At 67.4% G+C, this 22924-nt stretch carries 20 protein-coding genes; 6 read left to right on the top strand and 14 right to left on the bottom strand.

Annotated elements, in window-relative coordinates; all coding sequences use genetic code 11:
- The 11 genes from ABJF88_11515 to ABJF88_11465 all read right to left on the bottom strand — a co-directional run.
- The coding region (locus tag ABJF88_11515; protein MEP0547551.1) for a GTP-binding protein at positions 1-140 on the bottom strand (140 nt) is incomplete at its 3' end.
- A 54-nt stretch (positions 141-194) separates the two neighbouring features.
- Complete coding sequence (gene fusA / locus ABJF88_11510) at positions 195-2294, bottom strand: elongation factor G (protein MEP0547550.1); 2100 nt, start codon at positions 2292-2294, stop codon at positions 195-197.
- A gap of 72 nt (positions 2295-2366) precedes the next feature.
- Entirely contained in the window at positions 2367-2834 is a 468-nt protein-coding gene (rpsG, locus tag ABJF88_11505) for a 30S ribosomal protein S7 (GenBank protein MEP0547549.1), read from the bottom strand.
- Between the two features lie 75 nt (positions 2835-2909).
- Positions 2910-3284, bottom strand: a complete 375-nt coding sequence (rpsL, locus tag ABJF88_11500) for a 30S ribosomal protein S12 (protein MEP0547548.1) — start codon at positions 3282-3284, stop codon at positions 2910-2912.
- A gap of 401 nt (positions 3285-3685) precedes the next feature.
- The gene (gene ftsH, locus ABJF88_11495) at positions 3686-5824 is read right to left on the bottom strand and encodes an ATP-dependent zinc metalloprotease FtsH (protein ID MEP0547547.1); all 2139 of its coding nucleotides are present in this window, start codon (positions 5822-5824) and stop codon (positions 3686-3688) included.
- Between the two features lie 236 nt (positions 5825-6060).
- Complete coding sequence (locus ABJF88_11490) at positions 6061-9237, bottom strand: SPOR domain-containing protein (protein ID MEP0547546.1); 3177 nt, start codon at positions 9235-9237, stop codon at positions 6061-6063.
- Positions 9238-9330: 93 nt separating this feature from the next.
- Positions 9331-9696, bottom strand: a complete 366-nt coding sequence (locus ABJF88_11485) for a four helix bundle protein (protein MEP0547545.1) — start codon at positions 9694-9696, stop codon at positions 9331-9333.
- Between the two features lie 103 nt (positions 9697-9799).
- Positions 9800-11224: a pyruvate kinase gene (pyk, locus tag ABJF88_11480; protein MEP0547544.1), complete on the bottom strand. Its 1425-nt coding sequence runs from the start codon at positions 11222-11224 to the stop codon at positions 9800-9802.
- Between the two features lie 145 nt (positions 11225-11369).
- Positions 11370-11747 carry a PAS domain-containing protein gene (locus ABJF88_11475; protein ID MEP0547543.1) on the bottom strand — a complete coding sequence of 126 codons (378 nt, stop codon included), beginning with the start codon at positions 11745-11747 and terminating at the stop codon, positions 11370-11372.
- Positions 11748-11982: 235 nt separating this feature from the next.
- Positions 11983-12660 carry a response regulator transcription factor gene (locus ABJF88_11470; GenBank protein MEP0547542.1) on the bottom strand — a complete coding sequence of 226 codons (678 nt, stop codon included), beginning with the start codon at positions 12658-12660 and terminating at the stop codon, positions 11983-11985.
- A 101-nt stretch (positions 12661-12761) separates the two neighbouring features.
- Positions 12762-13715, bottom strand: a complete 954-nt coding sequence (locus tag ABJF88_11465; protein MEP0547541.1) for a YihY/virulence factor BrkB family protein — start codon at positions 13713-13715, stop codon at positions 12762-12764.
- Positions 13716-13971: 256 nt separating this feature from the next.
- Between ABJF88_11465 and ABJF88_11460 the strand changes: the two genes are divergently transcribed.
- The 3 genes from ABJF88_11460 to ABJF88_11450 all read left to right on the top strand — a co-directional run bounded on the left by ABJF88_11460 (position 13972) and on the right by ABJF88_11450 (position 18086).
- Positions 13972-14967: a DUF2279 domain-containing protein gene (locus ABJF88_11460; protein MEP0547540.1), complete on the top strand. Its 996-nt coding sequence runs from the start codon at positions 13972-13974 to the stop codon at positions 14965-14967.
- Between the two features lie 133 nt (positions 14968-15100).
- Positions 15101-17719 (top strand): DNA gyrase subunit A, encoded by a 2619-nt coding sequence (gene gyrA, locus ABJF88_11455; protein ID MEP0547539.1) that lies wholly within the window; start codon positions 15101-15103, stop codon positions 17717-17719.
- Between the two features lie 232 nt (positions 17720-17951).
- Complete coding sequence (locus ABJF88_11450) at positions 17952-18086, top strand: hypothetical protein (GenBank protein ID MEP0547538.1); 135 nt, start codon at positions 17952-17954, stop codon at positions 18084-18086.
- 87 nt (positions 18087-18173) lie between these two features.
- Here the strand turns inward: ABJF88_11450 and ABJF88_11445 are convergent, their stop codons facing one another.
- From ABJF88_11445 to lat, 3 genes are all read right to left on the bottom strand, one after another.
- Positions 18174-18830: a Uma2 family endonuclease gene (locus ABJF88_11445; protein MEP0547537.1), complete on the bottom strand. Its 657-nt coding sequence runs from the start codon at positions 18828-18830 to the stop codon at positions 18174-18176.
- A 135-nt stretch (positions 18831-18965) separates the two neighbouring features.
- Positions 18966-19325, bottom strand: coding sequence for a cupin domain-containing protein (locus ABJF88_11440; GenBank protein MEP0547536.1), 360 nt, complete (start codon positions 19323-19325; stop codon positions 18966-18968).
- A gap of 84 nt (positions 19326-19409) precedes the next feature.
- On the bottom strand, positions 19410-20744 hold the full coding sequence (gene lat / locus ABJF88_11435) for an L-lysine 6-transaminase (protein MEP0547535.1): 1335 nt from the start codon (positions 20742-20744) through the stop codon (positions 19410-19412).
- A gap of 204 nt (positions 20745-20948) precedes the next feature.
- Here lat and lipA point away from each other — a divergent pair, with 204 nt between their 5' ends.
- The 3 genes from lipA (at position 20949) to ndk (ending at position 22924) form a co-directional block, all read left to right on the top strand.
- A complete protein-coding gene (lipA, locus tag ABJF88_11430) occupies positions 20949-21935 on the top strand; it encodes a lipoyl synthase (GenBank protein MEP0547534.1) in 987 nt (328 codons plus the stop codon).
- Complete coding sequence (locus tag ABJF88_11425; GenBank protein MEP0547533.1) at positions 21935-22390, top strand: hypothetical protein; 456 nt, start codon at positions 21935-21937, stop codon at positions 22388-22390. Before lipA ends, ABJF88_11425 begins: the two co-directional genes overlap by 1 nt.
- 111 nt (positions 22391-22501) lie before the next feature.
- Positions 22502-22924, top strand: coding sequence for a nucleoside-diphosphate kinase (gene ndk, locus ABJF88_11420; GenBank protein MEP0547532.1), 423 nt, complete (start codon positions 22502-22504; stop codon positions 22922-22924).

Genomic DNA, 22924 nt, shown 5'->3' with positions numbered 1-22924 from the left:
AAGGACCGCGCCTCGCCGCCGGACTTCAGCGAGAGCACCGACGTGATCGCCGCCGTGAGCGTGGTCTTCCCGTGGTCGACGTGGCCGATCGTGCCGACGTTCACGTGCGGCTTCGTGCGCTGAAACGTTTCCTTTGCCATGAGGCTACCTCGTAGTAATGCTAGCTGTGCTGGGTGCTGAAAGGTGGGGTGGTGCTAGACGATGGCCGTCTTGTCCGCCGCGACGATCTCTTCGGCGATGGACTTCGGCACTTCCTCGTAGTGGTCGAACTGCATCGAGTAAATCGCGCGGCCCTGCGTGTTGGAGCGGAGGTCGGTCGAGTACCCGAACATCGCGGAGAGCGGAACCGCGGCCTTGATGACCTGCGCGTCGCCGCGCTGGCTCATGCCTTCGATCCGCCCACGGCGCGAGTTGAGGTCGCCGATCACGTCGCCCATGTACTCCTCGGGCGTCGTGACTTCGACCTCCATGATCGGCTCCATGATGACGGGGCTCGCGCGGCGCGCGGCCTCGCGGAACGCCATCCGGCCGGCGATCTCGAACGCGATCTGGTCGGAGTCGACGTTGTGGTACTTGCCGTCGTAGAGCCGGGCGACGATGCCTTCGATCGGGTACCCGGCGAGCGGGCCCTGGTCGAGCGCGCTCGCGATGCCCTTCTCGACGGACGGGATGAACTCGCGCGGGATGTTGCCGCCCTTGATCTCGTCGCGGAACTCAAACCCGATGCCATCTTCCTTCGGCATGAATTCGATCTCGACGTGGGCGTACTGCCCGCGCCCACCCGTCTGCTTCTTGTGGGTGTACTTGTGGTCGACGGAGGACTTGATCGCCTCGCGGTACGCCACCTGCGGCTTGCCGACGTTGGCCTCGACCTTGAACTCGCGCTTGAGGCGGTCGACGATGATCTCGAGGTGGAGCTCGCCCATCCCCGCGATGATCGTCTGGCCCGTCTCCTCGTCGGTGTTCACCTTGAAGGTCGGGTCCTCTTCGGCGAGCTTCTGGAGCCCGGTGCCGAGCTTGTCGATGTCGGCCTTCGTCTTCGGCTCAATCGCGATGCGGATCACCGGCTCGGGGAAGTCCATCTTCTCGAGCACGATCGGGTGATCGGGGTCGGTCAGCGTGTCGCCGGTCTTCGTGTCCTTGAGCCCGACAATCGCGCAGATATCGCCCGCGCGCACCGTGTCGACGTCTTCACGCGAGTTGGCGTGCATGAAGAGCAAACGGCCGGCGCGCTCCTTCTTCTCGTTCGTCGCGTTGAAGAGCGCATCGCCCTTCTGGAGCGTGCCGCTGTAAACACGGGCGAACGTGATACGGCCGACGTAGGGGTCGGTCGCGATCTTGAAGGCGACGGCGCTGAACGGCGCGTCGGGGCTGGCCTCGCGGGTCAAGATTTCTTCGCTCCGGACGGCGTGGCCTTCGACGGCCGGGATGTCCGTCGGCGCGGGGAGATAGTCGATGACGCCGTCGAGCAGGCGCTGGACGCCCTTGTTCTTGAACGCGGAGCCGCAGAAGACCGGCGTAATGTCGAGCGAGAGCGTGGCTTTGCGCACGGTGTCGCGCACCTCTTCGGGCGTGATTTCCTCGCCTTCGAGATACTTCATCAGCAGCTCGTCGTTGTGCTCAGCGACGGCTTCGAGGAGGTTAATGCGCCAGTGACGCGTCTCCTTCTTGAGGTCTTCAGGGATGTCGATCTCGTCCCACGTCGAGCCCTGGGACTCGTCGTGCCAGACGATGGCCTTGAGCCGGACCAGGTCGATGACGCCACGGAACATCTCGCCTTCGCCGATCGGGATCTGAACCGGGACAGCGTTTGCGCTGAGCCGGTCGTTCATCATCTTGACGGCGTCGGCGAAGTCAGCGCCCGTACGGTCCATCTTGTTGACGAACGCGATGCGCGGGACGCCGTACTTGTTCATCTGCCGCCAGACCGTCTCGGACTGCGGCTCGACGCCGCCAACCGAGCAGAACAGCGCGACCGCGCCGTCAAGCACGCGGAGCGAGCGCTCCACCTCGACCGTGAAGTCGACGTGGCCGGGGGTATCGATGATGTTGATGCGGTGGTCGTCCCAGAAGCAGGTCGTCGCGGCCGACGTGATCGTGATGCCGCGCTCCTTCTCCTGCTCCATCCAGTCCATCGTGGCGCCGCCCTCGTGGACTTCGCCGATGCGGTGGAGCTTGCCGGTGTAATAAAGGATCCGCTCGGTAGTCGTCGTCTTCCCGGCGTCGATGTGCGCCGAGATGCCGATGTTCCGGGTCTTGTCGAGCGAGAGGTTACGTCCGTTTTGCTGGCTCATATCGGTGGTCAGTGATCGCCTACGGGGCGATGGCGTGACGTCTGCTTAGAATCGACTCGATTAAACTCCGCTCTAGAAGCGGAAGTGCGCGAAGGCTTTGTTGGCTTCGGCCATGCGGTGCGTGTCGTCCTTCTTCTTGACGGCACCGCCTTCGCCCTTGGCCGCGGCAGCGATCTCGCTGGCGAGGCGCCGGGCCATGCTCTTGTCGCCGCGGGAGCGGGCGTACTGGAGGAGCCAGCGGAAGGCGAGGCTCGTCCGGCGCTCGGCACGGACTTCGATCGGGACCTGGTAGGTCGCGCCACCGACACGGCGGCTGCGGACCTCTACGAGCGGGGCCACATTGTTGACGGCCTTGCGGAAGACCTCAACGCCCTCCTCTCCGGTACGCTCTTCGATCATGTCGAAGGCACCATAGACGAGGCGCTGGGCTACGCTCTTCTTGCCATGGCTCATCACGCTGTTGATGAACTTGGCGACGAGCTGGTCTTCGTAGAGCGGGTCAGGGATCGTGATCCGCTTATCGGCTTGCCTTCTACGCATAGTTGGGGTTGGTCATTTGTCACTTGCCATTGGCCTGCTTCACGCCAACGACAAATCACCAGGGCTAGAGACGGATCAGGACTTGGGCCGCTTGGCGCCGTACTTGGAACGGCTCTGGCGACGGTCGGCGACGCCGGCCGTGTCGAGGGCGCCGCGGACAATGTGGTACTTCACGCCGGGAAGGTCTTTCACGCGGCCACCGCGCACGAGCACGATCGAGTGCTCCTGCAGGTTGTGCCCCTCGCCGGGGATGTAGGCGATGACCTCAAACCCATTCGTGAGCCGGACCTTCGCCACCTTGCGGAGCGCGGAGTTCGGCTTCTTAGGCGTCGTCGTATACACACGGGTGCACACGCCGCGGCGCTGCGGGTTGCCCTGGAGGGCTTTGGACTTGGTCTGCTTCGTCTTGGGGCTGCGGCCCTTACGGACGAGCTGCTGGATCGTAGGCACGAGAGCGTCGGTCGGTAGTACAAAAAGCGGCGTCGAGCGCCGCGCGAGTGCAGAACAGGAAGTTAACCAATACCGCGTGCCAATCCAAGTTCACGAACTGCGAAAGATCCCATTCTAGCCGCTTCACACGGATTTAGCAGGAAAGGGGCCCCTCCTAATTGGCACACAGGTCTATATCGATAGACACAAATATCGAGAGGTGTGCACTAAAAATACCACCTCCCCTCGGCGCTTGGGTTTAGGAGCGATGAACTCTGCATCGTATGTGGCCCGTACGCATTCTAGATGTTCAACCGATTGTGGAATCCATGCCTACGCATGCTCCATTAGCCGGCGGTCGCGTGCAAGAGAGGAGGACCCGCCGAAACGAGCCCTCCTCTCTTGCACGAAGCACGTGGCGTCTAACCGATGTCCGCGCCCCCCTCGTTACGCAGGGTCTCCTCGTCCGGGAGCGCACCGTCGCCTCCCGACTCCACCGGTGGCGGCTCGGCGGACGTCAGGTCGGCAGGCGCCTCATTGCCCCGAGGCGGGAGGTTGACGGGCGACTGCTCGGCGTCGATGGGCGCGTCGTGGAGGTTGCGCTTGTAGGGCCGCTCACCGAGGACATCGGTGAGGTCCTGCTCGTTGAGGACTTCTTTCTGCAGGAGGGCCTGCGCGAGTTCCTCGAGCAGATCGCCCTTCTCAGCGAGGAGGCGGCGCGTCTGCTCGTGCACCTCGTCGATGAGCACCTTGACTTCTTTGTCGATGAGCTCGCCCGTAGCCTCGGAGTACGGCTTGCTGAACTGCGGCTGGTCGTCCTTCGACGACATGTTGAACGAGACGTAGCCGATCTTCTCACTCATCCCGTAGTCCACGACCATCGCGTAGGCCATCTTCGTGATCCGCTCGAGGTCGTTCTGCGCCCCCGTCGAGATCTTGCCGAAGATGATCTCCTCGGCCACCCGGCCGCCCATCGCCATCACCATCCGGTCGACGAGCGCTTCCTTCGTGTAGAGGTAGCGTTCCTCGGGGAGACTCTGCGCATAGCCGAGTGCGGAGAGGCCGCGCGGGACGATGCTGACTTTGATGACGGGGTCGGTGTACTCGAGGAACCAGCCGGCAATCGCGTGGCCCGCTTCGTGGTAGGCCACGATCCGCTTCTCCTCAGGCGAGATCAGCTTGTTCTTCTTCTCCAGCCCCGCGATCACGCGGTCGATCGCCGATTCGAAGTCGTCCATCTCGATGGCGTCCTTGTCACGGCGCGCGGCGAGGAGCGCGGCCTCGTTGCAGACGTTCGCGATCTCGGCCCCGGCGAAGCCCGGCGTCATGTTCGCGAGCCCGTTCATGTCCACGTCAGTGCCGAGCGTGAGCGGCCTCGTGTGAACCTTGAAGATCTGCGCACGCTCGCGCCGGTCCGGCCGGTCGATGAGGATCTGCCGGTCGAAGCGGCCGGGGCGGAGGAGGGCCGAGTCGAGCACGTCGGGCCGGTTCGTGGCGGCGACGATGATGACGCCTTTGTCCGTGTTGAAACCGTCCATCTCGACGAGGAGCTGGTTCAGCGTGTTCTCGCGCTCGTCGTTGCCGCCCATGATCATGCCCTTGCCACGGCTACGGCCAATGGCGTCGATCTCGTCGATGAAGATGATGCAGGGGGCCTTCTCTTTCGCCTGCTTGAAGAGGTCGCGCACGCGCGCCGCGCCGACGCCGACGAACATCTCGACGAAGTCAGAGCCGGAGAGGCTGAAGAACGGGACGCCGGCCTCACCCGCGACGGCCTTCGCGAGGAGGGTTTTCCCCGTCCCCGGCGGGCCGACGAGGAGCACGCCCTTCGGCAGCTTCCCGCCGAGCTTGGTGAACTTCTTCGGGTACTTCAGGAACTCGACGACCTCTTCGACCTCTTCCTTCGCCTCGTCCAACCCGGCGACGTCGCTGAAGGTGAGTTGCTGCCCGTCCATCGTGTCGAAGAGGACAGCCTTGTTCTTCCCGATGTTAAGGACCTGCTGGCCCGGCCCGCCCATCCGGCGAATGAGGAAGAGCCACAGGAAGACGAGGAGCGCGAGGGGGAAAACCCACGCGAGGAGCCCGCCGAACCAGTTCTCCTGCGTCTCCGACGAGAAGCTGACGGTCTGCTCGGATTCCCCCGTAGCGACGGCGTCGTTGTGCTCGGTGAGGAACTGGGTGAGGTCGTGGTCCTCGGGCTTGACGCTCGTGAAGCGGCGCGCGGCGATCGCCGGGTCCTCGCTCGCGAACCCCTGCACGGGCTCCGCTTTAGGCACCTCACTCTGCTCGACGGCCGAGGGCGTGAAGAGCCCCTCGATCTTCCGGTCGTTGATGACCGTGACCTCTTCGACGTGCCCTTCCTCGACGTATTCGAGGAAGGCGCTGTAGTCGATCTCGTTGCCGGTCGTCCCGCCCCAGAGGTACGCCTGCACCACGAGCAGGCCGAGGAAGATCGCGGCGTAGATCCAGAGGGAGAACCGGGGGCGTTTGGGGTCGCGCACGCCGCTCCCTTTCTCGTCGCCGCGGCGGGGGTTCATCAGATTGCGATCGTCCTGCGACATAATCTCTCCATTCAAGCTGCGCCTCGGGCGTCAGCCGAGGGGAGCGCGGGAGAGGGGCTCCGCGCAACTTGGTTCTAAAAGGCCTCCCATGCACTGCCCGACGAGGAGCCTGCTGGGGCTCGGTGCGGGACAGAAAACGGACGGGCGGTACCGCCGCCTCTCTCGTCCGGTTCCACGTTGCAAGGCCCCCCGCCGCTATTGGTTCCGACTTCGCGGAACCTCCCGTCTCGCAGGACCTACTGCGGCTGCTCCAGTGCGTTCGTGAGTTGCAGCGGGAGGAGTTGGTACGTCTCGGTAGCCGGGATCGTGGCGACGGCCGCGCGCAGCGCCTCGGCCTCGGCCGACGTGGCGAACTGCCCGACAACGACGTGATAGACCGGCCCGGTCGCTTTCTGCTCGGTGTAGAGCGCGGTACGGTATCCCTCGTCGACGAGGTACGCCATGAGGACCTCGGCGTCGTCTCGTTCCGGGGAGGCGAGCACGCTCCAGGTGTACGTCCCTTTTAGGAGTTCGATGGGCTCCTCGCCGCGGAGGAGTTGGTCGTCCACGGACGCGTCGGCGACGGTCGTGGAGTCGGTAGCCCCGGAGCCGTCCGCGACGGGATCCGGCAGCAGGCTGTCGAGGGCGCCGCGCAGCACCCGCGCGCGCTCGGCGAACGGCGTACCGGGGAAGTCCGTCTCGATGCTGGCGTACAGCTCGGTGAGCCACGGGCTCTCGGCCGGAGCCGCACCGGCTGCGACCTGGGCAGAATCCGCCACCGCCATCACCGAGTCAGGGAAGGCTACGGTCGAATCGGTCGGGGCGGGCGATATCGGCAACGCGGTGATCTCCCCTTCCGCAGTTTCTGCCACCGGAGGATCCGCCGGAGTGGGCGCAGCGACGGGGGCAGCGGCGGGCTCGTCGGCATCGATGGTTAGCGCGAGGACCCACGCATCCGGCGGCACGTCGTCCGGCAGCACGGAGCGGGAGGCGAGCGCCTCTCCCCGTCCCGGGAACTGCCCGATCGTCACGCGATAGCTCGTCCGCCCGGCCACCTCGGCACGCGAGAGCCGCGCATCGAACCCGCGCTCCCGGTAGTCCAGTGCTTTCTGCGCCGCGGCGACGGAATCGCGCTCCGACCCGACGACCCACGTGAAGATCGTTGCTGTCCGTCCGGGCGACGGCAGCGGCACCGGATCGGCAGCGGTCTCGTCAGCCTCCGCCGTTACAGGCGGCCGTTCGCCCGGCACGAAGTCGGGCTGCGCGAGGACGACGGGCTCGGGGGCGAGGAGGACTTCTTCGTCGCCCGCCGCCCACTCGGTGTAGAGCGCGCCGGCGGCGAGGCGTGCCCGCGCAGCGGCGGGCGTGGTCGGGTACTGCTCGCTGAGCGCCAGCATCTCGCTGAGGGCCTCGGCGTAGGCCCCCGAATCCCAACGCTCGCGGGCCTCCTCGTACGCGGCCTCGGCGAGCCCGACCGAGTCGGCGGCCACGATGCGGTCCACCGGCGCGAGGCCGAGTTGCGCGCGGGCCTGCTCGGCGAAACGCGATTCGGGGTACCGCTCGATCACGTCGTAATAGAGCCGCTCCGCTTCTACCTCGTTGCCGAGGGCGCGCTGCGCTTCGGCGAGCGCGAAGTAGGCGCGCTGCGCGACGGGCGAGTCCGGCTCCTCCTCGATCACGCTGCGGTAGAGCACGGAGGCCGAGTCCGGCTCGCTGAGCGAGAGGAAGAGCACGTTGCCCAGCTCGTAGCGCGCGGCGGCGCGGCTGGCTCGCATCCGCAGTTGGGTGAACGGGTCACGCGGGATCGCCGAGACGTCGACGAACTCGTCGCGCGTGAGGTCCGTGGTCTGGACCTGCGGCAAGCCGCTGAGCGTCTCCGCTACCCCTTCCTGCACGAGCGTGGCGCCGCCGATCGCTGCCGCGCGCCGCCAGTTCACGGCGAGCGGACGGTCGCCCCAGCGGGCCTGAAACGCGACGAGTTCCTCCTGCACCTGCGCCGGGTTGCGGAAGTTGAGGAATCCGCCGCTCGCTCCCGCGCCCGTCGTCGGCGTCGTCGGGGCGCGCGGGGCATCGTCGAAGCCTTCGAGGCCGGGGCCGCCCTGGAAGCCCTGCTCGGAGCGACGGCGCTCGAGGTCCCGTTCGAGGTCGCGCGCTTCCCGCCTCCGCTGCGCGCGGATCTGCTCGATCGCCTCGGCGAAGGCGTCGTCGTCGAGCCCGCCGAGGTAGAGGAGCGAGTCCATCTCGGCGATCTCGGCCGCGACGCGGGCATAGCTCCCGAACGACTCCGCCCGCGCCGGCGCGTCGGCAATAGCCTGCGCCGTCATACGCTCGTCGAGGAGGGTGCCCTGCCGAATCGCCGTGGCGGCCGTGTCGTAGTGGGCGGCGGCGCGGACGTAGTCGCGGAGCCCGTCGCGGTAGACTTCGGCGAGCCGGTAGTGCACGCGGCCCCGGATGTTGCCGATGCGGAGCGTGGGGTCCTCGTCGTAGAGCAGGCGGCGGATGAGGTCGCGCGCCTCGTCCGGCCGCCCGACCGCCGCGAGCACACGGGCCCGCGTCAGCTCGATCTCGGCGAGGTTCTCGAGGTTCTTGTCGTCGCGCCGCATCCGGCCGAGCTGTTCGAGCGCGCGGTCGCCCTCGCCGCTTAAACCGAGCGTGAGCGCGCGCGCGCGCTGCGCCGCGTAGGCGAGTTGGTAGCGCGGGCCGTAGTCAAGCACGCGGCCGTACGCCGCCGCTGCCTCGGTGGATTGATCCGTCGCCTCGTACACCTGCCCGAGGAGGAACGCTGCCCGCGCCGCGAGGGCATCGTCGCGGACGCCGTCGAGCCCGGCACGCAGCGACTCAATGGCCGCGTCCCACTCCCCCTCGCGCACGTCGATCTCGGCGAGGGCGAGCCTCATTTGATCGGCCCACTCGTCCCGAACTCCTTCCCGGTCGAGCCCTTCGCGGAGGGCGAGCGCGGCGTCCTCGTAGCGCTCGACGGCCGTCAGCGTGCGGCCGAGCCAGAGCCGCGCCTCGTCTTCGAGCCGGTCCTCTTCGAGGTCGATCACCTCGCGGAACTTCTGCTCCGCTCCGCTGAAGTTGGCTTGGTAGAAATAGGCCTTCCCGATCAGCAGGAGCGCGTCGTCGACCCATTTCGAGTCCGGGTGCTCGCGCAGGAGGTCGGCCCCTTTCTCGATGGCTTTCGCGAAGCCGCCCGCACGTCCGCCGCCGGCCTGCTCGTCGGGCTCGACGAAGATCGTGAGGTAGCGGTCCTGGTCGACGGGCGTCTCCGCTTCTAGCAGCTGCTCCTCTTCGCGGGAGAACTCGCGCTTCGCGTTGTAATACGTGTTGTAGTACGCGGTGAAGTTGTCGTAGCGCTGCCCGAGAAGACGGCCGCACCCCGCGAGCCCGGAGGCCAGCACGAGGGCAGCGAGGACGACGACGTAGCGACGCATGGGCACGAAAAACGACGATTCGGGGGCGGGAGACGAGCTAACGCGGGAGAGGATACGAAATTGTGTCGGGCGTCGAGGGTCGAGGGTCGGGCGTCAGTTGCGGCGGAGGTACTTGTTAGAGCCGGTGACGAGGGCGGCCGTTTCGTCGGCCAGGACGTAAAGTCGCCGGAACGTCTCCTCGGTCAGGTGGCCGGCATCGAGCGCGACGTAGAGGAGAGATTGGACTTCGGCGGCGGAGCCGTGAGCGATATCGAGGAAATGGGCGAACTGCTTGTCCCCGCGACGACCGAACCCCTCAGCGATATTGCTCATGACTGAGACGGCTGCCCGCTGGAGTTGGTCTCGGAGTCCGAAATCCTTCGCGAGCGTGCCTGCACGGCACGTTGCATAGATGCAACCGGTGAGCTCTCTGGCGTGCTGCCACGCTTTGACATCTTCGAACTGTCGGAGTGCCGCCATCTCGATTCCCATCCGTTCCGTGGGGTAGTCCTCACAGACGCACCACCCCCCCTCTCCGTAACCGCGGTTGCCCGACCCCTGACCCCGGACACTCGACCCAGACTCACAGCCGGCTCACGTGCACCATGTTCGTCAGGCCCTTCGACGGGAGCGGGAGGCCCGCCGTGATGATGATCGAGTCGCCTGGCTTCACGATGCCCTGCTCCGTGAGGATGCGGCGGACGGTCCCGATCCCGTCGTCGGTGTGGTGCTGGAAGGGGATGCCGATGCCGCGCGTGCCCCACACCATCGCCATCTGCCCGACGATGCGCTGGTTGTCGGTGAAGGCGAAGACGGGCACCTTCGGGCGGTGCCGCGCCACGGCCCGCGCCGTGCCGCCGGAGTGCGTCAGGCAGGCGATCGCGACGGCGCCGGTCTCCGACGCGAGTTGGACGGCGGTGTACGAGATGGCCTGCGTCACCCGGCCCTCGTCGGCGTGGACTTCGGAAGCGGCCTGCCAGCCGCCGAGCATGCGGCGGTTGTCCTCGGCGAAGCGGATGATCTCGTTCATCGCCTCGACGGTGCGGACGGGATACTTCCCCGCGGCGGTCTCGCCCGAGAGCATCACGCAGTCGCTCCCGTCGAGCACGGCGTTCGCCACGTCCGACGCCTCGGCACGCGTCGGGCGCGGGTTGTCGATCATCGACTCCAGCATCTGCGTCGCCGTGATGACGGGCTTCGCGGCGTCGAGGCACTTCCGGATGATCTGCTTCTGCACGATCGGCACCTCCTGCATCGGCATCTCGATGCCGAGGTCGCCGCGCGCGATCATGATGCCGTCCACGCGGTCGAGGATCTCGTCGAAGTGCTCGACGGCCTCGGGCTTCTCGATCTTCGCGATGATCCCGACCTCGCGCCCGCTCGCGCGCACGCGGTCGATGAGGGCGTCGACGTCGCTGCTCGTGCGGACGAACGAGAGCGCGATGAAGTCGACGTTGTTGCCCAGCCCGAACTCGAGGTCCTCGATGTCCTTCTCCGTCATCGACGGCGCCGACGTGCGGATATGCGGGAGGTTCACGCCCTTCTTCGAGCGCAGCGGCCCGCCGACGACGACTTCGGTCAGGACCTCGGTCCCGTTCACCGACTTGACGCGGAGCTCGATCAGCCCGTCGTCGATGAGGATGCGCCCGCCGGGGTGCACGTCGTCGGCGAGCGAGTCGTACGAGACGAACGCGCGCTCCTGGTTGCTGACCTCGAGCGGCACGCTCGTGAGCGTGAGCTCGTGCCCTTTGTGGATCAGCACGCCGCCCTGCTCGACGGCCCCGAGCCGGATCTTCGGCCCCTGCAAGTCCTGCAGGATGGGGACGACGCGGCCCGCGCGCTCGGACTCCTCGCGGATGAGCCGGATCACGGCCCGGTGGTCGTCGTGGGTGCCGTGCGAGAAGTTGAGCCGGGCCACGTCCATCCCGGCCTCGATCAACCCGCGGATGACTTCACGGCTGGAGGAAGCAGGGCCGAGGGTGCAGACGATCTTGGTGCGACGTTCCATAGCGGCGGGCGAAAGAGCAAGGAGGAGAGCGGCAAGATACGCCGCTCCCTCAGACCCGGCGCCACGGCCGATGGCCGGAGCGATTCCCAGGCCCGGCTCTCCACCCGACGCAGCCACAGCCGCGTCACGTCTGACGATCGCCAACTCATGTGCGCACCTCCTCTCGGGTTACGGGCCGTGTGCCGACGGCGCGGAGGCTGAGCAGCACGCCCCGCACGTCGGGGTCGGCGAGGAGGTTGCGCGCGCGGACTTCGACGGGCTGCCACCCGCCGCGCGCCGCGCGGAAGCGCAGGATCCAGCGGGCCTGTTCGCTGCCCCGGTTCACCATCTCGTCGAACTGGCTCTGGACGGGCGAGGCATCGTCCGTATGCACGAAAGAGAACCAGGCCGAGCCAGCCATCTCTTCGGGCTTGTACCCGAGTAGGGCCTCAACGGCGGAGCTCTGGTACTGCACGTTCCCCTTCTGATCGACGAGGGAGAGCGTGTACGACGGGTGGTGGAGCGCGTGCGTGGTGGTACCCATAACTCCCTCTCTGGCCAGTGGTGGGGGGCGGTGCCAGTCCGAAACGGAAGCTGCGGCGGGTGCAGGGGTTGGGGACGTCCCCTCGCCGCAAGACCATCATGGGGTGACTGGATAGATAGGTAACAAATAGTCACCCGGTTGCCTATCAGGACCGTGCCCTATTCGTGATGGGGGCCGCCCCGATACACCTCCCGTGCATTCCCACCACCTCGCCAACCGCCTGCCGCCGCGCAGGCTAGATGTCGCCCGACGTCTGGACCCACTTCACGGCGTACTGCATGAGCTCCGTCGCGTTGTTGAGTTCCAGCTTCCGCTTGATGTTCGCGCGGTACGACTCGATCGTCTTCACGCTGAGGTTCAGCCGGTCGGCCACCTCGCGCGTGGGAACGCCCTGGCCGAGGAGTTGGAGCACTTCGAGCTCGCGGTCCGAGAGCTGCGCCACGCCCGCCGAGTCCGGCCCCGACTCGCCGGTGATGGCCTGGCGCACGAGCTTGTCCGATAGGTTGTCGCTGAGGTAGAGGTCGCCGCCGAGCACGCGGTCGATGGCGGCGGAGATGTCGGCCGTGGCGCGCTGCTTCATGACGTAGCCCTGCGCCCCCGCCCGCAGCGCCCGCTCCGCGTAGAACGCCTCGTCGTGCATGCTCATCATCAGGATCGGCGTCTCCACGCCGCGCTCCCGAATCTGCTTGACGAGTTCGAGCCCGGACACGCCCTGGAGCGAGACGTCGATGATGGCGAGGTCGTACCCGCCCTGCTCGGCGAGGCGGAGCGCCTCGGCGGCGGTCCCGGCCTGCGCGGCCACCTCGAAGCCCTGCTCCTGCTCGAGGAGCTGGACGAGGCCATGCCGCACGATCGGGTGGTCGTCCACGACCAACAGGCGCTTCGCCGCGCGGCCCTCTTTCTGATCAGTCATCATATCCCCGATTATGACACGCTATAAACATGTATCCACCGACGGGACCTCACAGCACCCCGACTTAGTGTGGACCCGGACCTCAAAATACAACACATATGCTATTCGGTATCGGGATCTCGCGTCCGGTTGTTTTCCGTCTCACCCGCCTCCGACGGAGCCGCCGCTCCGACCGCTCGGAAACCGGGCGCGGGCTCGAACGGCTTCCCTCGGTGCCTCGCGTAGACCTGCGTGAACTCGGCACCGAGGAAGAAAATCAGCGCCGAGTAATAGATCCACACGAGCAGCACGACGAGGGCACCCGCCGCGCCATACGCCGACCCGACCGAGCTCCGCCCAAGGTAGAGCCCGATGAGGTATTTCCCTAACGTGAACAGGACGGCGGTGAAAAAGGCCCCGGTGAACACGTCGCGCCACGCGATGCGGACGTCCGGGATCGCCCGGTAGATGTAGGCGAAGAGCAGCGTGATGACGCCGACCGACACGACGAGGTTGACGAGGCGGAGCGTCCCCGGCGGGACCGGCAGCCGGTCGGCGAAGAACGCCGCAGCGGCTTCGATGGCGGCGCTCACCCCGAGCGAGACGACGAGCAGGAACCCGATGCCGAGGAGGGCCGCGAACGTCGTCAGCCGGTTCACGAAGAAGGTGCGGACCTGGCGGAGCAACCCGCCCTGCCCGGGCACGGGCTCCACGCCCCAGATCGTGTTGAGCGAGCCGTTGAGGTTGACGAAGACCGTCGTCGCTCCGAGGAAGAGAGCCACCACGCCGAGGACCGTCGCGATGAGGCCCGAGTTATCCCGGCCGGCCGCCTCAATGGCTTGCTGCACGAGCTCCGCTGCCTCCGGCCCGATCGCCCCCTCCACCTGCCCGACGATCTCGCCGCGCGCCGCCTCCCGCCCGAGCACCTGCCCCATCACGCCGACGAACACGAGCAGGAGCGGCGCCAGCGAGATCACGGTGTAATAGGCGAGCGCCGCCCCGAGCCGCGGCGCGCTGTCCCCGACGAACCGCGTGACCGTCTCGCCCAGCATGCCGCCGATCGCTTTGAGAGTCATCGAGCCCATGTGTTTGAGAAAGGGGGAGAATGGAAGTAGACGAGCGAACGACGACACCGTGGCTGGTCGTCGCCGAGAGGGGCCGTTGGTCAACGTGGAGAACGGCCGGAGGGTTCAGCCCGCGCGCGCACGCTCTCAGGCGTGCGCCGAACGAGACACGGGCGGGGCTTCCGGGGCAGAGACCGCTCGGCACGAATCGGCCGTAGCTTGCGGTCTCTCAGCCCGACCCGCCGCACCCCTCCCCTTGCCTTCCCACGTGCCCCTACTTCGTCCCGCCTTTTCGACAGCGCGCCGCACGGCACGACGTGCCTGCACGAACGCTGTGCGCGCGGGGGCCGTCGCTGGGCTCATCGTCGTCCTCGCCTTCCCGGCTGCGGCACAGCAGACGGCCGAGCCCGTCCCGCTGCCGCCCGACTCCGCGCGGTTCTTCCTCTACGACGCGAGGCTCGCGACGCTCGACACGACGCGGCAGGTCGCGCTGGCAGAGCCCGCTCCCCGTCTCAACTACTGGCGCATCACCGCCGTCGCCGGCCTCAGCGCGGGCGCGGGGCTCGCCGTGCTGGAGACGCAGCGCCGCCGTTGGTGGGCCGACCGCAACCCCCGCTTCCGCATCCTCAACGACTGGGACTACGTCCGCTGGTCCGACAAAGCCGGCCACGTCTACTCCTCCTCGATCTTCACCCGGTTCTACCGCACGTCCTTCCGCTGGGCCGGGCTGAGCGAGCGCGACGCCGCGCTCTGGGGCGCCGGCGCCGCATGGACGCAGATGTTTTACTACGAAGTCCTCGACGGCTTCGGCCCGCTGTGGGGCTTCTCCCCCGGCGACCTCGCCGCGAATACGCTCGGCGTGGGCTTCACGACGGCGAAGGAGTTCGTGCCCGCGCTCGAACCGTTCTCCGTCAAGGCGAGCTACTGGCCGAGCGGGTGGGAAGGCAAGAACTTCACCGACGACTACGCCGGACAGACGCTCTGGTTGACGGCCAACCTCCACGGCCTCGCCCCGGACGGCGCACTCAAAGAGGCCCTCCCGGAGTGGCTGAACATCGCCGTCGGCTACGGCGCCCGCGACCTCGACGAGCGGGAGTACCTCACGACGAGCACCGTCTACCTCGCGCTCGACATCGAGCCGACGATCCTGCCGTTCGAAGGGAAGGTGTGGGACACGATCGCCGGGTGGCTCCACTACGGCCACTTCCCCGCGCCCGGCATCCGGCTCACGCCGCGTCCGGCGTTCGTGCTCGTGGCGTACTGAGCCGCGACGGCCCCGCATAGCCCGCTATTCACCGGCTTCTGACAGGCCGCTGGCAGCCCCGTTTCGTACCTTGTACCGATTGGCGAAACCGTTCCCGCGCCGCCTCCCATCACGCGGAAATTGACCTGAGATTATGGAGCTCAACGAGACCCCCGACGGCCTCCCGTCCCGCATCATCCCGATCAACATCGAGGAGGAGATGCGCTCCTCCTACATCGACTACTCGATGTCGGTCATCGTCAGCCGCGCGCTGCCCGACGTGCGCGACGGGCTCAAGCCCGTGCAGCGCCGCGTGCTCTACGGCATGAACGACCTCGGGCTCACGCCGGGCAAGGCGCACCGCAAGAGCGCCCGTATCGTCGGCGAGGTGCTCGGCAAGTACCACCCCCACGGCGACTCGTCGGTCTACCAGGCGATGGTCCGGCTCGCGCAGGACTTCTCGATGCGGACGCCGCTCGTGGACGGCCAGGGCAACTTCGGCTCCGTCGACGGCGACGCCGCGGCAGCGATGCGGTACACCGAGGCGCGGATGACGTATGCCGCCGCCGCGCTCATCGAGGACCTCCAGAAGGAGACCGTCGACTACATCCCCAACTTCGACGACTCGCTCGAAGAGCCGACGGTCTTCCCCGCCGCGCTCCCGAACCTGCTGATGAACGGCGCCTCCGGCATCGCCGTCGGCATGGCGACGAACATCCCGCCGCATAACCTCACCGAACTCGTGGCCGGCATCGTCGCCCTCATCGACGACCCGGAGCTGACGAACGACGAGCTCGGCGAGTTCATCAAAGCGCCGGACTTCCCGACGGGCGGCGTGATCTATGGCTACGGCGGCATCAAGCAAGCCTACCGGACCGGGCGCGGGCGCTGCGTGATCCGCGCGAAGATGCACGAGGAGATCCTGCGCGGCACGCGCAACGCGCTCATCGTCACCGAAATCCCGTACCAGGTCAACAAGAGCACGCTGATCGAGAAGATCGCGGCGGGCGTCCGTGACAAGCGGATTGACGGCATCACCGACCTCCGCGACGAGTCCGACCGCGACGGGATGCGGATCGTGATGGAACTGCGGAAGGACGCGGTGCCGGCCGTCGTGCAGGCGCAGCTCTTCAAGTACACCCAGCTCCAGCAGACCTTCGGGATCAACATGGTCGCCCTCGTGCACGGGCGCCCGAAGACCCTCTCGCTCCGCGAGATGGTCCAGCACTACATCGACCACCGCCACGTGATCGTCGTCCGCCGGACGGAGTACGACCTCCGGCAGGCCGAGGCCCGCGCCCACATCCTCGAAGGCCTCGTGATCGCGCTCGACCACCTCGACGAGGTCATCGCGATCATCCGCCACAGCGCGGACACGGAGTCCGCCAAGCACAACCTGATGGCGGGCGTCTACCCCGAGCGCCTATCGGCCGAGCAGCGCGCCCGCCTCGAACTGCCCGAGGGCGGCACCGGCGAAGACGACGCGCTCTTCTCGCTCACCGAACTCCAGGCCGACGCCATCCTCGCCCTCCGGCTCTCGCGGCTGACGGGCCTCGCCCGCGACCAGATCCTCGACGAGTACCGCACGATCCTCCAGGAGATCGAGCGGTTCAAGAGCATCCTCGCCTCGCGCGCCCTCCGGATGCAGATCATCAAAGAGGAGTTGCAGGCGCGCGGCGAGCAGTTCGGTGACGAACGCCGCTCCGAGATCGACTACATGGGCGGCGGCGACATCGACCTCGAAGACCTCATCGAGGACGAGGCGGTGATCGTGACGGTCTCGCACCAGGGCCTCGTCAAGCGGACGCCGATCACGGAGTACCGCCAGCAGGGCCGCGGCGGGCGCGGGCTCATCGGCGCCGGCACGCGCGACGAGGACTTCGTCGAGCACCTCTTCACGTCGTCGACGCACGACTACATGCTCTTCTTCACCGACCACGGCCAGTGCTACTGGCTGCGCGTCTACGAAGTCCCCGAGGGCAGCCGCACGGCGAAGGGCCGGAGCATCCGCAACCTCATCCAGATCGCGCAGGATGACCGCGTCCGCGCCGTCCTCACCGTGTCGAAGGCCAACTTCGAGGACGAGGCGTTCCTCTCGACCCACTACGTGCTCATGGCGACGAAGCGCGGGCAGGTCAAGAAGACCTCGCTCCACGCCTTCCGCCGCCCCCTCGTCTCCGGCATCATCGCGATCGACGTCGTCGACGGCGACGAACTCCTCGAAGCCAAGCTCACCGACGGCGACACCGACGTGATCCTCGGCGCGACGAACGGCCGCGCCATCCGCTTCCACGAGGCCGACGCCCGCCCGATGGGCCGCAACACCCGCGGCGTCCGCGGCATGTGGCTCGACGACGCCGACGAGCTCGTCGGGATGGTCGCCGTCAAGCGCGAGGGTGTGAGCGTGCTCACCGTCTCCGAGCGCGGCTACGGCAAGCGCAGTTCACTCGACGACTACCGCGTGCAGACGCGCGGCGGCAAGGGCATCCTCACGATGAAGACGACGCCGAAGACCGGCGCGCTCGTCGCGCTCAAGAGTGTCGTCGACGGCGACGACCTGATGATCGTGACGCAGAGCGGGATCACGATCCGGATGCGCGTGGCCGACATCCGCGAGATGGGCCGCAACACGCAGGGCGTCCGCGTCATCAACCTCAAAGCCGGCGACGCGATCGCCGACGTGACGCGCCTCATCCTCGAAGACGACGAGGTGGTTGAGCCCAGCGGCGACGGCGCAGCCACACCTGCCACGACGCCACCAGAAGCGGCGTAGGGCCTCTCCGCCCCGACGGCAAGCAGCACCTCGGCGGAAATCGTTCCGCCGGGGCGCTCCGTGTTTGAGACGTACGCGTCGGTCGGTCCTCGCGCCCTACCGTGCCCGGACCAAACGCGGGGGTAGGAACGACACTGCACTTATTCTCCGGGGGCGGCCCCCGTCCCAGCCGAACGGACTACCTTGCCGGGAGGACGTCACCGATTCCCAGCTTCCACTTGAGGTAACCACGATGGGCGACAAATCCCCGAAGTCCACGCAGAAGAAGGCCGGGCAGAAACAGACCAAAACGGACGACACGAACCGGAAGAAGCGCGCCGCCGTCGACGCCAAGCGGGCAGTCGTCGTCCCCGGCAAAAAGAAGTAGCCGGCGCGCCGGCCCGCTACCCCTCGCGGTGCACCGTGTCCGGGCTAGACGCCGGGGCACAGACGACGTAGACCGGCAGGCCGTCGCTCACGCCAGCAGCGCCCGCAGGGCCGCGACGTTCGCCGCGTCGTCGAAGAGCGCGCGGACGGGCACGGCGAAGCCCTCGACGGCGACGCTCGCGAGCTCGCCCGTGGCCGATTTCATCCGCAGCGTGTACTCGTCCTCACCGTCGCCCAGCACGTACTGCTCGACGGTCTCCACATCGGGGTCCACGATCCAGTATTCGGTCACGCCGTGGGCGGCGTAGTCCTCGAACTTGACACCACGGTCGCGCTGCTCGCTGCTCGGGCTGAGGATCTCCACGGCGAGGTCGGGCGCGGGATACCGGAGCGTGTCGCCGGTGAGTTCGGCTGCCGCATCTCGGTCGAAGAAGGCGAGATCCGGCTCGTAATCGTTCCGCGTCAGTGATACCATCGCCTTCTCGAACACGAGCACGCCGAGGCCTCGATCCAGGATGTAAGCTCCGAGCAGGTTGGCGAGACGGGATGAAACAAGATTATGGCGGTGCAAGGCGGGGGACGCCATGACGATTTCTCCGTTGATGAACTCGCCCTTTTCGTGCGGCTGAATCTCATCCACGAAGCGCGCGCGGCGGGCCGCCTCGTCGTCGAGCACGCGGCGGAGACGCTCGACGTGACGCGGCAACGTCGGCGAGTTGAGGAGAGCCTGAGTCGGATCGGTCATGGCATCAGCCAGTGATTCTGTTGGATAATACAACGACAGATGGACCTCGGTTCGGGCGCGAACGGAGAGCGAACACGACGGGGAACGGGCGCAATTCATAGGTCCGGTCCAGATTGCCCCCCGCCTCCCACACCCTCACTCCTCGCGGTGCACCGTGTCCGGGCTGAACGCCGGGGCGCAGACGGCCCAGTACTCGCACTCCTCGCTGGAGGGGTTCGAGTAGCGGATCCGCTCGCCCGCCTCGACGAGCACGGTCTCGCCCGCACCGACGTCCACGACGCCGCCATCGTGCTCGACGCGCATCGTGCCGCGCAGCACGATCGTCACCTCGTCGAACTGCGGCGTCTGGAACGGCTCGTCCCAGTTCGGCGGCGTGACCATGTGCGCCACGCTGAGCGACGCCGTGCCCGTGTTGACGTGGCCGACGTGCTCCTCGATCAGCTTGCCGCCGGGGACGGGGATCGGCGTGGGAGAGGTGATGTGACAGACAGGCATGGGATTACGTGTGGAAGTTCGGACGTATGGACGGTTGGAAGTGGCAGCACGTCCGTACCTCCACACTTCCACACCCCCACACGTTCACCCCACCACGTCGTCGAGCGCCCGTTCGAGCAGGGCGAGGCCCGCGTCGATGTCGGCCGCCGAGAGCGTGAGGGCGGGGCGGAAGCGGATCGCCCGCTCGCCGCAGGCGAGGATGATGAGGCCGTGCTCGTAGCAATGCTTCCGTACGAGGTCGCGGATGGCCGTCGTCGTGAGGTCGAACGCGCACATCATGCCCTGGCCGCGCGGGTTCGTCACGGCGCCGTAGCGCTCGGCGAGGCCATGGAGCCGCTCCTGCAAGTGCGCGCCAACCGTCGCCGCGTTCTCGACGAGCTCGTCCTCCTCAATGATCTCCAGAATCCGGTCGAAGCGAACCATGTCGACGATGTTGCCGCCCCACGTCGAGTTGATGCGGCTGGATTTCTGGAAGACGTTGTCGTGGACCTCCTCGATGCGCGGCCCGGCGAGGATGCCGCAGACCTGCGCCTTCTTCCCAAAAGCGAGAATGTCGGGGGTGACGCCGAGGCCCTGGTAGGCCCAGAACGTGCCCGTCAGCCCGACGCCCGTCTGCACCTCGTCGAAAATGAGGAGCGCGTCGTTCTCGTCGGCGAGGTCGCGGAGGGCCTGGAGGAAGGACGGGCGGAAGTGGTTGTCGCCGCCCTCGCCCTGGATGGGTTCGAGGATGATGCAGGCGATGTCGTCGGGGTGGTGCTGGAAGTACGTCTTCGCCTGCCGGATCGCGAGCGCCTCACGCTCCTCGATGTCGGCGGCGTGCTCGGGCCCGTTCATCTTCGGGTTGAGGATGCGCGGCCAGTCGAACTTAGGGAAGAGCGCGACCTTGTTCGGGTCGGTGTTCGTGAGGCTCATCGTGTAGCCGGAGCGGCCGTGAAACGCCTGCTCGAGGTGCATCACCTGGTGCCCGCGCTCGGTGCGGTAGCCCTTCTGGAAGTTCTTCCGCACCTTCCAATCGAACGCCGTCTTGAGCGCGTTCTCGACGGCGAGCGCGCCGCCCGCGACGAAGAACGCGTGCGGCAGCTCTTTCGGAATCCCGACCCGGCTGAACGTGTCGACGAAGCGGGCGAGGTGGCCCGTGTAGACGTCCGAGTTCGACACCTTGTTGATCGCCGCGTCGAGGAGCCGCTCGATGAAGCCCTCGTCGTTGCGGAGCTTCGGGTGGTTCATCCCGAGCGGGTTCGAGGCGAAGAACGTGAAGAAGTCCACGTAGTCGCGGCCGGTGGCGGCGTCGTGGAGGATCATCCCCTGGCTCTTCTCCATGTCGAGGACCATCTTGAAGCCGTCCGCGAGGAGGTGGCGGCTGATGATCGAGCGGATATCGGAGGGAGCGGGGAGGTGCTTCTGCACGTCGGTAATCATGCGCGTGGGGTCGAGCGTGGAAGGGCTTTCGGAGGCCTACACCGGAGTATAGCACCGGAGGCCGAGGCGGCTCAAGGTAGCCCCTCCGCCCGCGCAAGGAAACCCCGTGAAACGCCTCGCGGTTGGAGCCCGCCCGCCGCCCGTGCGGTTGGGTACGGCCGCTCCCCCGTCGTACCTTCCGACTCGCTCTCAACGCCCCGACCGATGGCCGACACCCCGCGCTCCACTCCCCGCCGACGCCCCGGCGACATCGCCCTCAAGACTGCCGCGCCGGCGGGCGGCGACGGCGCGGGCGACGGCTTCTTCGAGCTCCCCGTCGTCGAGAAGCCCGTCGCGGCGAACCGGCCCGGGCAGCGGCCCGAGTGGCTCCGCGTCAAGCTCCCCTACGGCGAGACGTTCCGCCGCGTCTCCGAGATCATCGAGTCGCACAACCTCCACACCGTCTGCTCGAGCGCGCGCTGCCCGAACATGGGCGAGTGCTGGACCGCCGGGACCGCCACGTTCATGATCCTCGGCGACGTCTGCACGCGCTCGTGCAGCTTCTGCGCCGTCAAGACCGGCCGGCCGACGGAAGGGCTCGACTATGACGAGCCGCGCCGCGTGGCCGACGCCGCCCGGCTCATGGGGATCCAGCACGTCGTCGTGACGAGCGTGAACCGCGACGAGCGGAAGGACGGCGGCGCGCCGATCTTCGCCGAGACGATCCGCCTTCTCCGCGAGCAGGTCCCCGGCTGCACCGTCGAGGTCCTCGTCCCCGACTTCCGCGGCATCATGGAGGGCGGCGCCGACATCGTGTTCGAGGCGCGGCCCGACCTCTTCAACCACAACGTCGAGACCGTCCCCCGGCTCTACCGCCGCGTCCGCCCGCAGGCGAGCTACCAGCGCTCGCTCGACGTGCTCGCCCGCGCCAAGCGGGATTTCGGCCTCCGCACGAAGAGCGGCATCATGGTCGGCCTCGGCGAGACGAAGGAGGAGGTGCTCGATCTCATGCGCGACTTCGTCGCGATCGGGCTCGACGTGATGACGATCGGGCAGTACCTCCAGCCGACGAAGATGCACCTGCCCGTCGAGGAGTTCGTCCACCCCGACACGTTCCGGTGGTACAAAGAGCAGGGCGAGGCCCTCGGGCTCGACCACGTCGAGAGCGGGCCGCTCGTGCGCTCGTCGTACCACGCCGAGCGGCACGTCTGATGGCCGGGCTGCGGATCGTCGCCGGCGTCTTCCTCCTCGCGTTCCTCCCCGCGTGCAGCGGGCTCCTCGGCACCGAGTCCGTCATTGAGTCGGCCCACGCCGTCTTCCTCACGCGGCCGGACTGCCCGTACGTCGTAACGAGCGAGACGCAGCGCGGCTTCGCCGTCCTCACGCCGCAGGACGACTTCGCCCCGCGGCAGGGCGACTTGATCCTCGGCAACCTCAGCACCGGCGCCCTGACGCTCGCCGTCGTCCCGTTCGACGCGGAGACCGCCACCCGGACCGTGCCGTTCGACATTGCCGGTCATGACCTCTCGCTCGCCGAGGCACAGGCGTTCTACTACGGCTACTGCCCGCTCCCGCCCGCCGCGATCCCGCCTGGCACGCCCGGCCTCCCGCTCGCCCCCGACGGCGTCCCCCTCGACGTGCCGCCCGACACAACCGGCGCGTTTTAGCGAGTCTTCGCGGTCCGGACCGCTTTGCGGCGGGATATTGCGCGCAGCACCATCCTTCGTACAGACGCAGCATGCTGCGTCTCTACCCTCGACCTCACCCCATCCGCTTTTATGGAACGCACGCTCGCCATCATCAAGCCCGACGCCTTCGCGAACGGCCACGCCGGCAAAATCATCGACCGCATCCTCGCCGAGGGCTTCGCCATCCGCGCGATGAAGCTCGTCCAACTCACCCAGGCCGAGGCCGAGGGCTTCTACGCCGTCCACCGCGAGCGCCCGTTCTTCGGCGAGCTGACCGAGTTCATGTCGAGCGCGCCGTGCGTCCCCCTCGTGCTGGAGCGCGACGACGCCGTGGCGAAGTGGCGCGAGGTCATCGGCGCGACGAACCCGGCCGACGCTGCCGAGGGCACGATCCGCAAGCAGTTCGCCACGTCGATGGGCGAGAACGCCGTCCACGGCTCGGACTCCGTCGAGAATGGGAAGCTGGAGAGCAACTACTTCTTCCCCGAGCACGTGATCGTCGCCAACTCGTAA

The sequence above is a fragment of the Rhodothermales bacterium genome (genome assembly GCA_039944855.1).
Taxonomy (GTDB): Bacteria; Bacteroidota; Rhodothermia; order Rhodothermales; family JANQRZ01; genus JBBSMX01.
Note: the sequence above shows the minus strand (reverse complement) of the source record. Positions and strands in the feature narration are given on the sequence as shown.

Coding starts and splice junctions, on each gene's coding strand:
- fusA (MEP0547550.1), bottom strand. CDS start 2,294: ATGAGCCAGCAAAACGGACGTAACCTCTCGCTCGACAAGACCCGGAAC.
- rpsG (MEP0547549.1), bottom strand. CDS start 2,834: ATGCGTAGAAGGCAAGCCGATAAGCGGATCACGATCCCTGACCCGCTC.
- ftsH (MEP0547547.1), bottom strand. CDS start 5,824: ATGTCGCAGGACGATCGCAATCTGATGAACCCCCGCCGCGGCGACGAG.
- ABJF88_11490 (MEP0547546.1), bottom strand. CDS start 9,237: ATGCGTCGCTACGTCGTCGTCCTCGCTGCCCTCGTGCTGGCCTCCGGG.
- ABJF88_11485 (MEP0547545.1), bottom strand. CDS start 9,696: ATGGCGGCACTCCGACAGTTCGAAGATGTCAAAGCGTGGCAGCACGCC.
- pyk (MEP0547544.1), bottom strand. CDS start 11,224: ATGGAACGTCGCACCAAGATCGTCTGCACCCTCGGCCCTGCTTCCTCC.
- ABJF88_11475 (MEP0547543.1), bottom strand. CDS start 11,747: ATGGGTACCACCACGCACGCGCTCCACCACCCGTCGTACACGCTCTCC.
- ABJF88_11470 (MEP0547542.1), bottom strand. CDS start 12,660: ATGACTGATCAGAAAGAGGGCCGCGCGGCGAAGCGCCTGTTGGTCGTG.
- ABJF88_11465 (MEP0547541.1), bottom strand. CDS start 13,715: ATGACTCTCAAAGCGATCGGCGGCATGCTGGGCGAGACGGTCACGCGG.
- gyrA (MEP0547539.1), top strand. CDS start 15,101: ATGGAGCTCAACGAGACCCCCGACGGCCTCCCGTCCCGCATCATCCCG.
- ABJF88_11450 (MEP0547538.1), top strand. CDS start 17,952: ATGGGCGACAAATCCCCGAAGTCCACGCAGAAGAAGGCCGGGCAGAAA.
- ABJF88_11445 (MEP0547537.1), bottom strand. CDS start 18,830: ATGACCGATCCGACTCAGGCTCTCCTCAACTCGCCGACGTTGCCGCGT.
- ABJF88_11440 (MEP0547536.1), bottom strand. CDS start 19,325: ATGCCTGTCTGTCACATCACCTCTCCCACGCCGATCCCCGTCCCCGGC.
- lat (MEP0547535.1), bottom strand. CDS start 20,744: ATGATTACCGACGTGCAGAAGCACCTCCCCGCTCCCTCCGATATCCGC.
- lipA (MEP0547534.1), top strand. CDS start 20,949: ATGGCCGACACCCCGCGCTCCACTCCCCGCCGACGCCCCGGCGACATC.
- ABJF88_11425 (MEP0547533.1), top strand. CDS start 21,935: ATGGCCGGGCTGCGGATCGTCGCCGGCGTCTTCCTCCTCGCGTTCCTC.
- ndk (MEP0547532.1), top strand. CDS start 22,502: ATGGAACGCACGCTCGCCATCATCAAGCCCGACGCCTTCGCGAACGGC.